General features: G+C 42.4%; 12 protein-coding genes. 7 read left to right on the top strand and 5 right to left on the bottom strand.

Annotation, left to right across the window (positions count from 1 at the left end; translation table 11 throughout):
• Nucleotides 1-137: 137 nt before the first annotated feature.
• The 3 genes from ACP69Y_RS11375 to ACP69Y_RS11365 are packed head-to-tail and all read right to left on the bottom strand — an operon-like array spanning nucleotide 138 to nucleotide 2,553.
• Nucleotides 138-389, bottom strand: a complete 252-nt coding sequence (locus tag ACP69Y_RS11375) for a DUF6587 family protein (protein ID WP_425918497.1) — start codon at nucleotides 387-389, stop codon at nucleotides 138-140.
• Nucleotides 390-436: 47 nt separating this feature from the next.
• Complete coding sequence (gene feoB / locus ACP69Y_RS11370; protein ID WP_425918496.1) at nucleotides 437-2,293, bottom strand: ferrous iron transporter B; 1,857 nt, start codon at nucleotides 2,291-2,293, stop codon at nucleotides 437-439.
• Nucleotides 2,290-2,553 carry a FeoA family protein gene (locus ACP69Y_RS11365; protein WP_425918560.1) on the bottom strand — a complete coding sequence of 88 codons (264 nt, stop codon included), beginning with the start codon at nucleotides 2,551-2,553 and terminating at the stop codon, nucleotides 2,290-2,292. Before ACP69Y_RS11365 ends, feoB begins: the two co-directional genes overlap by 4 nt.
• Before the next feature lie 171 nt (nucleotides 2,554-2,724).
• Here ACP69Y_RS11365 and xerD point away from each other — a divergent pair, with 171 nt between their 5' ends.
• The 4 genes from xerD to thrC all read left to right on the top strand — a co-directional run bounded on the left by xerD (nucleotide 2,725) and on the right by thrC (nucleotide 7,191).
• The gene (gene xerD, locus ACP69Y_RS11360; RefSeq protein WP_425918495.1) at nucleotides 2,725-3,642 is read left to right on the top strand and encodes a site-specific tyrosine recombinase XerD; all 918 of its coding nucleotides are present in this window, start codon (nucleotides 2,725-2,727) and stop codon (nucleotides 3,640-3,642) included.
• A gap of 108 nt (nucleotides 3,643-3,750) precedes the next feature.
• The gene (locus ACP69Y_RS11355) at nucleotides 3,751-4,566 is read left to right on the top strand and encodes a DsbC family protein (protein WP_425918494.1); all 816 of its coding nucleotides are present in this window, start codon (nucleotides 3,751-3,753) and stop codon (nucleotides 4,564-4,566) included.
• A 123-nt stretch (nucleotides 4,567-4,689) separates the two neighbouring features.
• Nucleotides 4,690-5,994, top strand: a complete 1,305-nt coding sequence (locus ACP69Y_RS11350) for a homoserine dehydrogenase (RefSeq protein WP_425918493.1) — start codon at nucleotides 4,690-4,692, stop codon at nucleotides 5,992-5,994.
• A gap of 57 nt (nucleotides 5,995-6,051) precedes the next feature.
• The gene (gene thrC / locus ACP69Y_RS11345; RefSeq protein ID WP_425918492.1) at nucleotides 6,052-7,191 is read left to right on the top strand and encodes a threonine synthase; all 1,140 of its coding nucleotides are present in this window, start codon (nucleotides 6,052-6,054) and stop codon (nucleotides 7,189-7,191) included.
• Between the two features lie 91 nt (nucleotides 7,192-7,282).
• Here thrC and pbpG read toward each other — a convergent pair whose 3' ends face one another.
• Complete coding sequence (pbpG, locus tag ACP69Y_RS11340) at nucleotides 7,283-8,335, bottom strand: D-alanyl-D-alanine endopeptidase PBP7/8 (RefSeq protein ID WP_425918491.1); 1,053 nt, start codon at nucleotides 8,333-8,335, stop codon at nucleotides 7,283-7,285.
• A gap of 220 nt (nucleotides 8,336-8,555) precedes the next feature.
• On the opposite strand from pbpG, the gene gacA reads away from it, so the two are divergent.
• From gacA to ACP69Y_RS11325, 3 genes are read left to right on the top strand one after another with little or no spacing between them, the layout of a single operon-like run.
• On the top strand, nucleotides 8,556-9,191 hold the full coding sequence (gene gacA, locus ACP69Y_RS11335; RefSeq protein WP_067722434.1) for a response regulator transcription factor GacA: 636 nt from the start codon (nucleotides 8,556-8,558) through the stop codon (nucleotides 9,189-9,191).
• Between the two features lie 30 nt (nucleotides 9,192-9,221).
• Nucleotides 9,222-10,790, top strand: coding sequence for a sensor histidine kinase (locus tag ACP69Y_RS11330; protein ID WP_425918490.1), 1,569 nt, complete (start codon nucleotides 9,222-9,224; stop codon nucleotides 10,788-10,790).
• 15 nt (nucleotides 10,791-10,805) lie between these two features.
• Nucleotides 10,806-12,221, top strand: a complete 1,416-nt coding sequence (locus tag ACP69Y_RS11325) for a sigma-54-dependent transcriptional regulator (RefSeq protein ID WP_425918559.1) — start codon at nucleotides 10,806-10,808, stop codon at nucleotides 12,219-12,221.
• 4 nt (nucleotides 12,222-12,225) lie between these two features.
• Here the strand turns inward: ACP69Y_RS11325 and ACP69Y_RS11320 are convergent, their stop codons facing one another.
• Nucleotides 12,226-13,401, bottom strand: coding sequence for a S41 family peptidase (locus tag ACP69Y_RS11320; protein ID WP_425918489.1), 1,176 nt, complete (start codon nucleotides 13,399-13,401; stop codon nucleotides 12,226-12,228).
• Nucleotides 13,402-13,417 lie beyond the last annotated feature (16 nt).

Here is a 13,417-nt window from a genome sequence, read left to right as displayed (position 1 = left end):
AAAACTGACAAAATGTTAGCACTTTGCTCTTTTGAATGCTTTTTCTGTTTTGACTTTATGCCGCCTTTTTTGTGTCCGCGCGTAAAAAAACCGTCATAAAAAAGACGGTTTTTTTAAATTGGACGAAAACTCGGAATTTATTTCCATTTTACCGCTTGGACTTCTGGTTTAGTCTTAACGGTGTCCTCAGTGGCAGAACAACCACAACTGCCGCCACAGCCCATAACCATGACAGGTTTAAACCATTTGGCCAGTGTTGACCACCCTTGCTTATCACAAAAACTGGACAACTGCATAAAGACTGAGTTTGCCGTCTGAGGAAACACTTTCTTGAAGACCACAACCGCACTCCAAATCACCAATGCCGCAACAATTACAACTTCAATCATCTCAATCTCCCATGCAGATTATTTTGAGTCACATGAACCCAGTCCAGTTAACCCAAATAGTACGATGCAATTTGATAGGTCAGGAACGACATCAAATAAGCCAAACCAAATAAATAAGCCGTCATAAAGCTCACAGTTTTCCATGAACCGGTTTCACGTTTTACCGTTGCCAAGGTTGCCAGACAATGAGGCGCGTAAATAAACCAGACCAAAAGGGATAAACCGGTCGCGAGTGACCAGCCAAGACGACCATCACTGCTAATAATAGATGCCAAACCTTGCGATATTGCATCATCATCGGTTGCAGACAAGGCATAAACCGTACCTAGTGCAGCTACTACAACTTCACGTGCCGCCATGGCAGGAATCAAGGCAATACAGATCTGCCAGTTAAAGCCCAGCGGAGCAAAAATCGGTTGCATCACATGACCGAGCATACCCGCGAGGGAATAATCAATTGCAGGTAAAGTCGCGCCTTCTGGGGGCTGCGGAAAGGTACACAAGAACCAAAGCAAGATCGAAAGTGCGAAGATGATGCCACCAACACGTTTCAAGAAGATTTTGGCCCGGTCCAGCAAACCAATCCAAATACTTTTAACGTCAGGAAAACGGTAGCTCGGCAATTCCATCAGCAACATATGTTGTGATTTATCTTTTTGAAAGAATTTCAGGATGAAAGATACAATCAGTGCGCTGACAATCCCGGCCATATATAAAGCAAACAGCACCAGACCTTGCAGGTTTAAAACGCCCCAAACCATATATTCCGGAATAAAGGCGGCAATAAGTAACGCATATACCGGTAGACGGGCTGAACAGGTCATCAGCGGTGCAACAAAAATCGTGGTTAAACGATCTCGTGGGTCGCTAATACTGCGGGTTGCCATAATCCCGGGTACCGCACAGGCAAAACTGGAAAGCAACGGAATAAAGGCACGACCTGAAAGACCGGCTTTAAACATCAGTTTATCTAGCAAAAACGCAGCGCGTGGTAAATAACCTGATTCTTCTAACACCAAAATAAAGAAGAACAGAATCAAAATTTGTGGCAAGAACACCACCACACCACCTGCCCCTGCAATCACACCATCAACCACCAAGCTATTCAGGAGTGGATGCGAAATATGCTGTCCAACAAATTCACCGAGCCAGCCAAAAAACGTTTCAATTCCGTCCATAAACGGTGCAGCCCAAGCAAATACTGCCTGGAAAACCACAAACATCATTAGTGCGAGGCTAACTAGGCCTAAAACAGGATGTAAAAATATTTTATCGAGGAAGTCAGAGCGTTTATCTTCCTGATCGACTGAATGCACCACATCATGCAAAATCGTGCTGATTTTCTGATGATTGTCGCCAGTTAAGCCACTGAGTTCGGTATGTGGGATCGAATATTTACCTTGATCGAGCGCATTCATCAGGTTTTCAATGCCTGAATTACGCACCGCAACGGTTTCCACCACCGGAATACCTAAACGTTCTGCCAATTTTTGTGTATTGATTTGCATGCCACGGCGACGTGCTTCATCCATCATGTTCAGTACAAGCAGAATCGGACGACCCAACGCGATCATTTCCAAAACCAAACCTAAATGCAGTTTCAGATTGGTGGCATCAACCACACACAAGAACGCATCTTGCTGCCCTTCTTCAGCAATTTTGCCTTGCACCACGTCGCGGGTAATCGCTTCATCCGGACTGGTCGCATCCAAGCTATAAGTTCCAGGTAAATCCAGAACACGAACCGGTTTACTCGACGGCAATGTGAACTGCCCGACCTTACGCTCAACTGTGACACCGGCATAGTTGGCGACTTTCTGACGTGTACCGGTCAGATGGTTAAATAATGATGTTTTACCGCAGTTTGGGTTACCTACCAGGGCAATACGCAGCGCATCACTCATGCAGGTGCTCCCTCAAGATTAATTTCAATTTTTTCAGCTTCAACTTTACGCAGTGCGAATCGGGTAAATCCAACTTGAATCAAAATCGGGTCTCCACCAAAAATACCTTTGGTAATGACCTGTACTTTTGTGCCGGGAACAAAACCTAGAGTCTCTAAACGGCTTGCGACCAAATCGTTTTGAGCAAGATTGCCATCTAAAGTTCTGTTGACTTTGCTGATGATGGCTGTTTGTTTCACTTTTAAATCAGATAAACGCACCGCATCTAATCCTAAAATATTTTCGACAGTATACAAACAAATGAGAATAATTACCAAGTAAGGTTTGATTCCAATTCTCATCTGCTCTCTCACATCGACATTCGCCAGGAATTGTTCTAAATTGATCCGAGCCAAGAAAAACTTGGATTTTTCATTCAATGTAGAACTGACATGCTTAATAAAAAACCTCGTATTCCCGCTCCTGTGAGCATTCCTGAACATTTAAGTTTTTTACAGGGTTTCCGAGATTATTTAATTGCACAAACCGTAAGTCCGCATACACGTAATGCCTATCTGTCTGATTTGGTTCAATGTAGTGAATGCAATTCCAAGTCCATGCCGGATTGGTCCAGCGACGATGTGGCCGATGTTCTGCTCGCATTAACCAAACAAGGTAAAAGCCCACGCTCGATTGCCCGCTCGCTTTCTGCACTGCGCTCTTTTTATAAATTTTTACGTGAACAAAAACTTCGCTCCGACAATCCTGTGGCGACCCATAAAACGCCTAAAATTGGGCGTTCACTCCCCAAAGATATTTCTGAACAAGAAGTTGAAGCCTTAATTCATGCACCCAATATTGAAACCGCTTTGGGTTTACGTGACCGTGCCATGCTTGAAGTGCTTTATGCTTGTGGATTACGGGTAACTGAATTACTTAATTTGCGCCTTGAACTGATTAATTTAAAACAGGGCTATTTACGTATTGTCGGCAAAGGCAATAAAGAACGCTTGGTGCCTTTAGGACAAGTGGCCTGTGAATGGATCGAAAAATATCTCAATCAAGCACGTCCCAGTTTATACAAATCTGCCACTGACTATGTGTTTTTAACCCAGCACGGCGGCATTATGAGCCGGCAAAATTTTTGGTATGCGATCAAACGCTATGCGCTACAAGCAGGCGTACAAGCCGAACTTTCTCCGCATACTTTACGGCATGCCTTTGCCACCCATTTACTCAATCATGGCGCAGACTTACGTGTCGTTCAGATGTTACTGGGTCATAGTGATTTATCCACCACCCAAATTTATACCCATGTTGCCCAAGTTAGAATGCAACAACTCCATGCTACCCATCACCCGCGTGCTTAGCCTGATCTTCATTCATCATCTAAGACCAAGAAGTGTTAACGAGCGTGGCTTTTTTTTTGTTATGCTAAGCCACCAATTTTTATCTATAGCTAAAAGAAAGGGTTATTTATGTCATTTACCCGCTCAAAATTTTTTATTGCATCCACCTTGGCAAGCAGCCTGATAATCACTGCTTGTTCCAACTCAAATAACGATGAAAAAAAGCAAGGCACGTTAACTGCTAGTGCACCCGCAACCGGACAGGCATCGAATATTTCCGAGCGCAATGCACAGCAGCGTTTGATTAACACCCTGCAACAGCACTTCAAAAAAGCCAATATCAACGCCAAAGTTCTCGATATTAAAGCCACTGAAGTACCGAATCTGTATTGGGTCAACCTTGAAGGCATGTCGTCTGTTTATGCAACCGCAGATGGTAAATACATTATTCAGGGCGACGTGCTTCGTTTAGGCGACAGTAAAATTCACAATGTCAGTGAAAACCTGCAATCCGCAGCCAACAAAAAGCTTCTGGCTGGCTTAAAAACTGAAGATCTTCTAGTTTATAAGGCGCAAGGCAAAACCAAACATATTGTGTATGTGTTTACCGATGCCAGCTGCCCGTATTGCCATAAACTACATGAACACATGAGCGAAATTAATGCCAAAGGCATTGAAGTGCGTTATATCGCATGGCCACGTGGCGAACAGTTTATGCCAGCCATGGAAAGCGTCTGGTGTAGTGAAGATCGTCAGGCTGCTTTCGATCAAGCCATTGCCGGTGCACCTCTTGCGCCAGCGACCTGTAAAAATCCTGTGAGAGATCAATACCAACTGGGTCTAAATATGGGCGTAAATGGTACGCCGGCAATTTACAATGAAGATGGAGTTTATTTAGGCGGATATCTTTCTCCTAGCGAATTGGTAGAACGTTTAAATAACTAATTTTTATTCGTTAAATTACTGTTTTTTATAGTTGAAGATAAAATTACTTCTTTCCTAGAGTCTCATGCTTTTTTTAGCTATGATCTAGGTTCGCTTAAAATTGATTAGATATTGGAGTGTGACGTGAAACCAGTTCGTCTGGCAATCCTCGGTCTTGGTACTGTAGGTGGTGGTGCCCTTAAACTTTTAAAAGAAAACGCTGCTGAGATTAGACGTCGCACCGGTCGAGAAATTGAAATTACCCATGTCGGTACACGTCGTCCGCGTCCTGATTTGGATCTTCCAGAATCTGTAAAACACAGTGCTGATCTGCTCGATATCGTTCGTCAGCCTGATGTCGATGTGGTGGTTGAAGTCATGGGCGGTATCCACCCTGCCTATGAAGTCATTATGGAAGCCATGAAACATGGCAAGCATATTGTGACTGCCAACAAAGCCTTATTGGCTGAACATGGCAATGAGTTATTTAAAGCGGCCGAAGACAATGCCGTGCAGATTGCCTATGAAGCAGCAGTTGCCGGCGGCATTCCAATTATCAAAGTGATTCGTGAAGGCTTGGCTGCCAATAAAATTGACTGGTTGGCAGGTATTATTAATGGCACAGGCAACTTCATTTTAAGTGAAATGCGTGAAAAAGGTCGTGCTTTTGAAGATGTGCTGACAGAAGCGCAAGAACTGGGTTATGCCGAAGCAGATCCTACCTTTGACGTAGAAGGGATTGATGCTGCACATAAACTGACGATTCTTGCTTCATGTGCATTTGGTATTCCGTTACAGTTTGATAAAGTGTTTACTGAAGGGATTGGCAAAGTCACTGCACAAGATGTGAAATATGCCGAAGACTTGGGTTTCCGCATCAAACACTTGGGTATTGCACGCCGTACCGATGCCGGAATTGAATTACGTGTGCATCCGACTTTAATTCCAGATGACCAGCTGATTGCCAATGTCAACGGTGTGAAAAATGCGGTCTTGGTACAGGCCAATGCTGTCGGCCCAACACTGTATTATGGTGCTGGCGCAGGTGCAGGTCCAACAGCTTCTGCTGTGGTGGCAGATGTAGTCGATATTGTCCGTGATATCATTTATACCGAAGATGGTGCCGGAACCATTCCGCAATTGGCCTTTGAAGCTTTAACGGATTTACCAATTTTAACGCGTGAACAAATGACCACGGGTTACTACATTCGTATTAATGCCGAAGATCAAATGGGCGTACTTGCCGATGTGACGACTATTTTAAGTCGTGCCGGAATCAGTATTGATGCCATCATGCAACAACCGCGCTTAAAAGACCTGATTCCGATCGTGATTTTAACCGATCCTATCGTTGAATCAAAAATGGATGAAGCGCTGCAACGAATTCAAGCATTGCCTTTCATTCATGGCGAAATTGTACGAATTCGTTTAGAATCGCTTGATAATTAATCGGGTTGAGGGGAGTATTATCCCTTGCCAAGCTCTACACACAATTGGAACATCATCATGTCGAATGCCAATCGTTATACTGGTTTAGTTGACCGTTATCGCGACCGTTTACCAGTATCTGCAACCACTCGTGCAATTTCTTTAGGTGAAGGTAATACACCACTGATTAAGCTTGAGAATATTCCACGCATTATTGGTAAAGACGTTGAAATCTATGTGAAGTACGAAGGCTTAAACCCGACTGGTTCATTTAAAGACCGTGGTATGACCATGGCAGTGACCAAAGCGGTTGAAGAAGGCTCTAAAGCCATTATTTGTGCCTCTACCGGCAACACCTCAGCTGCCGCTGCCGCTTATGCTGCACGCGCAGGCATCAAAGCATTCGTTTTAATCCCGGAAGGCAAAATTGCCATGGGTAAAATGGCACAGGCAATGATGTACGGTGCAATCACCATGCAAATTCGCGGAAACTTCGATGACGGCATGCGTCTGGTTAAAGAAGTAGCTGATCAAGCCCCAGTTACTATTGTTAACTCAATCAACCCTTACCGTTTGCAAGGTCAAAAAACCATTGCTTACGAGATCGTTGAAGCTTTAGGTCGTGCACCTGATTACCACTGCTTGCCAGTAGGTAACGCGGGTAACATCACTGCACACTGGATGGGTTATACCGAAGCGGTCGCTAACCAGCCTGCCGATCAATTTGAGCAAGTCATTTACGACGCTGAAACAGATGCTTTCACTGGTCCTAAACCTGCTGGTCTTCCAATCATGGCGGGTTATCAAGCGGCTGGCGCCGCACCGTTCTTGCGTGGCGGTCCTGTGGTTAGTCCTGAAACTGTAGCAACAGCGATTCGTATTGGTAACCCACAAAGCTGGAATCATGCTAAAGCAGTGGTACGTGATTCAAATGGCTGGTTTGATGAACTGACTGATACCGAGATTCTTGAAGCACAGCGTCTACTTTCAATGTACGAAGGCGTGTTCGTAGAACCTGCTTCTGCAGCATCTGTCGGTGGTGCCATCCGTGACATTAAAGCGGGTAAAATTAAAGAAGGTTCAGTGATTGTTTGTACAGTTACAGGTAATGGCTTAAAAGACCCGGATACTGCCATCAAACAATGTTCTGATGCTGTGATGTTATCTATTGATGCAACAATGAACGAAGTAAAAGATTCAATTCTTTCAAATATGTAATTCGTTCTTGTCATTAAAAAAGCCCTGCAAATGCAGGGCTTTTTTAATTGAAGATATTCAAAATAAAGTTTGAATATCTTTGACTTGTAAATTAAATACGTTTCGGAAGTTGACTGACCCAACTCATTAAGCGTGTCGCATCATTGGTTCGTGCAGCAGAAGTATCTGCACCTAAGAGTACCACCACCGCTGGACGATTGTTTAAGGTGGTATGCATGACTACACAACGTCCTGCTTCATTGATATAACCGGTTTTTGAAATATTGATATTCCAGCCCCCGTTACGTACCAAAGCATTGGTGTTGTTTGATTTCAACACTCGGTAACCCAAATTAAAGTCATAGCTTGGTGTGGTTGAGAATTGACGAATTAAACCGTATTGGGATGCTGTATTGACCAAAATCCCTAAATCACGCGCAGAAGCCACATTTCCTGGATGCAAACCGGTTGACTCTAAATAATGGGTTGAATTCATACCTAAGGCTTTGGCTTTTGCATTCATTGCAGAGATAAAGGCTGCGCGTCCACCTGGGAAAGTGCGTGCCAATGCAGAAGCTGCAGGATTCTCAGACTTCATCAACGCAAATAAAAGTGCTTCCGCACGATTCATACTATCGCCAGCGCGTAAAGTTGAACTTGAACTTTTACAGCCTGAACACGAAAAATCCGCTTGAGTTAAGGTAATTTTTTCCGACATATTTAAACGTGCATCGGCAATCACCACTGCAGTCATCAGCTTGGTAATCGATGCAATCGGAAAAGCAGTATTACTATTCTTACTATACAAAACCTCACCAGTCTGACCGTCCATGACTAAAGCAGCACGGGCATTAACTGAAGGTTGATTGCTATAACCTGAACTATCTAAAATTTGTACAGTTTTAGGCGCAGAATAACTTACTACACCATTAGAACTACGCACCGAAGTGGTAATTTTAGTTGAACCTTGTGGCGTTGGTTCCTCGCTCAATGCCGAACCATCGCCATTGAGTAATTGTTTGGCATCTTCAGAAGACCAATTTAAAGCAGCTTGACCTGTGCCTCCAGAAGCATTCATGACCAGTTCTGCAAAACTGGTTGAACTCATGCTAAGTAAGATAGAAATACCTAGCACATGCATTAAAGACTTGTTCGAATTTTTCACGATGGTTTACTCAACTCATGGAGGCAAGATACATTTGTGTATTACCTCAAATATGCCTTACATTTAGACACAAAGGTGAACATTTTTTTAGCTCACGACATTGTGTATAACATTTCACTTAAAGATTGATAATAGGATTGCTAATTTTGTCATTTCATTGCAAGCTTATTTTGCTTTATGTAACAAAAAACATGCTTTTTTTATATGAGGGGAGAAATAGGTGATCACAGTTTTAGTAGTAGATGATCATGAGTTAGTACGTACCGGGATTTGCCGAATGCTCGAAGACCATGCGGATGTGCAAGTGATTGGTCAGGCTGAATCTGGGGAAGAAGCGATTACCTTAGTCCGTCACCATCATCCGAATGTGGTTTTACTCGATGTCAATATGCCGGGCATTGGTGGGGTAGAAACGACTCGCCGTCTGTTGCAAACCGCACCTGAAACCAAAGTCGTTGCTGTTAGTGGTCTGGCTGAAGAACCTTATCCATCCTTGTTGCTCAAAGCAGGCGCGAAAGGTTATATCACCAAGGGCGCCCCTGTGACCGAAATGGTTCGTGCCATCAATAAAGTCATGCAAGGGGGTAAATATTTCAGTGCAGACATTGCCGAGCAACTGGCCAGTTCATATCTTTCAGATACCCAACAATCGCCATTTGATGCACTTTCTGAACGTGAAATGCAGGTCGCGATGATGGTGGTGAATTGTATTAGTGCGCAAGAAATTGCCGATAAACTTTTTGTCAGTGTAAAAACCGTGAATACCTATCGTTATCGTATCTTTGAAAAATTAAATTTAGATAGTGATGTGAAACTGACCCATTTAGCCATTCGTTATGGGCTGATTAAACCTTAATGCTTTTAATTTAGCTTCTAGAAGACATGCATGACGCAACACACCCCAAATTTTGAGTTTAATCAGTATCATTTAGGCATCTGGTATGGCGCTTACAGACTGATTATTGCGACTTGTCTTCTGCTCATTTTTTTACTCACATATCAACACTTAAATACAGAGTATCGCTATCCACAGCTCTATCTTTACGTGCTCATTTGCTTTGTAGCGATAGGCTGCATGCAACTGCTGAGTCTTAAGAAAATACGGACCAATATTCCCCAACAACTCACGCTGTTATTTGCTGTTGATGTGATTGCTTTGAGCTTGCTCACTTTAGCGCTGGATGGTCCGAATCTACATTTAAGTCTGCTATTCGTGATTACTATCTTTGCCGCTTCTTTATTATTAGATGCAAAAAAAGCCTTAATCACGACTCTTATTGCTGTCATTAGCGTTATTTATCAAACTTTTTTAGGCAGTATTTTTGATTTTTCTTCCTTAAATAATATTGGTAATAGCGCCTTATTGGCCTTTCTGTTTTTTGTGGTCTATGGCAGTGCTCAAATTGCTGTACGGCGTTTCCAATTACTGGAAAATTTAAATTTTTCTCAATCTTTGGAACTGAACCGGCTGCAAAATCTTAACCGTTATATTCTGGAACAGATTGAACTCGGTTATCTGGTTCTGGATGAAAACTGCCATATCGTGCTGAGTAATCCTGCGGCTTGTCTGATTTTGGGTATTCCCCCACTCTATGCCTATGACAAATATCCTTTATACAAAATACAACCTGATTTATTTGAATTAATTAAATTTGACCAGCTTCAAGATGGTGAAAGATTTCAATTCGAGTCACAGCTGAGCCGTTATCATATGCATATTGAAGTGCAGAAATTAATGGTTCCCCATCAGACCCTTACCCTATTGGTACTGCAAGATGCCGGTAAAATTAATCAAAGGGTACAACAATTAAAACTGGCAGCTTTAGGACAATTGTCTGCCAGTATTGCCCATGAAATTCGCAACCCTTTAGCTGCTATTGTTCAAGCCAACGAACTGTTGCTAGATAGTGATCCAAACCAACAAAATCTATTAAGTCAGATGATTGCAAAACAAGCACAGCGCATTGACCGTATTGTGCAAGACACCTTGAATATGGTGCGAAATAGAGAAACGCATCCTGTACAGATTCAACTGAATCAATTTATTCCACAAATGATCCAGGAAGATTTATCTGATATCATCAACCAGATTCGATACACCATACAAAATAAAATTTCGATTAATTTTGATGAAGCACAATTTCGCCAAGTTCTGATTAACCTGATACGTAATGCAATTCGGCACAATTCACCTGAGCATTCACATATTGAATTAAACATTTACTCACATGGATCCAATGTCCGAATTGAAGTCCGAGATTTTGGCTCAGGTGTGGCACCCAAAGATTTGACCTACCTATTTCAACCTTTTTTTAGTACCGAAATCACGGGAACTGGTTTAGGATTGTACTTATCACATAGTTTTTGTGAGGCGAATCAAGCAAAACTGGACTATGTAGAACAAAAACAAGGGGCATGCTTTCGAATAGAATGCCTAGATGTTGCTTTAAATTAATAGCGTTGGGGTGTAATTGTGGAACGACAACCACTTGTTTTATTGGTAGATGATGAGGAAGATTTGTGTACATTAATGCAAATGTCTTTGTCACGCATGGGGATTAAAACTCATATCGCACATCGTCTTGAACAGGCAAAAAAATGCTTATCTGAAAATAGTTATGATGCTTGTTTAACGGATTTAAATTTACCGGATGGCAATGGACTCCAATTGGTAGAATGGATTAGCCAGCATCTTCCAGCACTTCCTGTAGCTGTTCTCACTGCCTATGGCAATATGGAAATTGCAATTGCTGCATTAAAAGCCGGCGCTTTTGATTTTGTCAGCAAACCGATTAATCAGAAACACCTGGAACAACTCTTACAAAAAGCTTTGAACAAACCGGTCGAAAATTTTCAAAGTAAAGAAGATACGCTGGAACAAAAATTATTAATTGGCCAATCCCTGCCGATTCAGCAATTACGCATTACCTTAAATAAAATTGCACGTTCTCAAGCGCCTGTATTTATTACCGGTGAATCTGGAACTGGAAAAGAAGTTATTGCCAATCTGGTGCATCGACTTAGTAATCGCAATGAAGGCCCTTTTATTGCGATTAACTGTGGCGCTATTCCAACTGAACTGATGGAAAGTGAACTGTTTGGGCATAAAAAAGGCAGCTTTACAGGTGCAACTCAAGACAAACAAGGCCTAATTCAATCTGCACACGGTGGCAGTCTGTTTTTAGATGAAATTGCTGAATTGCCTTTAACCATGCAGGTCAAACTACTGCGTGCGGTACAGGAAAAACGGATTCGTCCCGTCGGTTCAGATGCTGAAATTGATGTGGATTTTCGTGTGATTAGTGCCAGCCATCAGGACTTGGAAGCATTGGTGCAACAAGGCAGATTTCGACAAGATTTATTCTTCCGTATTCATGTGATGGATCTGGTGCTTCCGCCACTGCGTGAACGGGGTGATGATATTATTTTATTGGCGCATCATTTTATTCAAAAAATTAGCCAAGAATGGGGTATTGCTCCAAAACAACTGACTGAACGCGCGAAAAACTTTTTGCTAAGCCAGTATTATCCGGGCAATGTCCGTGAGCTGCGTAATATTATGGAACGCGCCATCACACTAAGTGATGAGGATAAAATTGACTTGCAGCACTTACAAAGTGCCCCGTTGCGTTATCCAGCTGTTGCTCCCTTAGACAGTCAGGAAGAATCTAGCCCTGCTTTTCGTAGTGAGATTTTAGTCTCTGCCAAAAAGCTACCCGATGAAGGTTTAGAGCTTTATCTGGAAAATATTGAAAAAGATATTTTACTCAATGCGCTAAACCTAACCCATTGGAACAGAACGCTGGCAGCCAAAAAACTGGGCATGTCTTTTCGCTCTTTACGTTACCGTTTAAAGAAATTTGGTTTAGATACAGACGATGAATAAATCCTTATTTACGGTTTAGAATGATTTCTGCAACATGTTCAAGATAGTTTTCTTCTTTCATCTCATGTTGCAGCAGGTATTGTTGATTCGGCTGAATCCCGACGCCTTCAATCATCTGTCCTTTCGGGGTGTAATAATGCGATACCGTCATCTGTAAAGCGGCACCGTTGGAAAGCGGAAAAAGTTTTTGTACCACACCTTTTCCATAGCTCTTCTCACCGACGACCCAAGCACGGCCATGGTCTTTCATTGCCGCAGTAAAGACTTCAGCGGCTGAGGCAGAACGGTTATTGATTAAAATGCCCAGCTTTAAATTTTGAAATTCAAAACTCGGTAAGGCCTGAAACTGTTGATCACCTTCAGAACGGCTTTTGGTAGAAACAATCACCCCTTGATTCAAAAATAAGTCAGCAGATTCAACCGCAGCAGACAATAATCCGCCCGGATTATTTCTTAAATCAAGCAACACCGCTTTAAGACGCGAGGAAGAGTGCTCTTCAATTAAGCGTTTAATTTCATTGGCAGTATCTTGTTGAAAAACTTTGACTTTGATCACTAAGACCTGATTATGCAAAATGTTGGCTTGGATATCGGTTTCTATTTTCTTACTACGCACCAAACTCATTGGAGCGCTATTCGGTGCCAGTTGCAAAGTTAAGGTCGAACCAATCGAACCATTGAGCAGGTTATTGACCTGATCATGATTGAGTTTTTTGAGTTCTTGATCATCAATCTTAAATACCGTTACGCCATTGCGTAAACCTTGCTTGGTAGAATCGGCATTTTCCTTTAAACCCTGAATGACCCATTGATGTAACTGCTGATCATAAATCAGTTCAAAATCGACAGAGGCAATATCGCCTTCGGTATATTGTAAGAGTTGCTTATAATCTTCAGGACTTAAGTAGCGGGAATAACGGTCCAGGCCACTGACCAAGCCTTTAATCGCTTGCTGAAATAATGCATCATCATTTTTGGCATCAACATAATTTTCTTTGACAATGCTATAGATCTGAACAAATTGCTGAATCGATTCCACCGGAATTTCAGCATAATTTTGTTCGACTTCATCATCAAAATCTAAAACAGGCTGATCTTTCACAGCAGCAAGTGCAGAATGGCTCACACAGATGAATAATGTTGTTAAAGCGACAACCATCTTGCAGCGTTGTAAAGCCATCCTTTCACCTGTTTAT

Source organism: Acinetobacter sp. TSRC1-2 (assembly GCF_049895885.1).
Classification (GTDB): Bacteria; Pseudomonadota; Gammaproteobacteria; order Pseudomonadales; family Moraxellaceae; genus Acinetobacter.
Note: the sequence above shows the minus strand (reverse complement) of the source record. Positions and strands in the feature narration are given on the sequence as shown.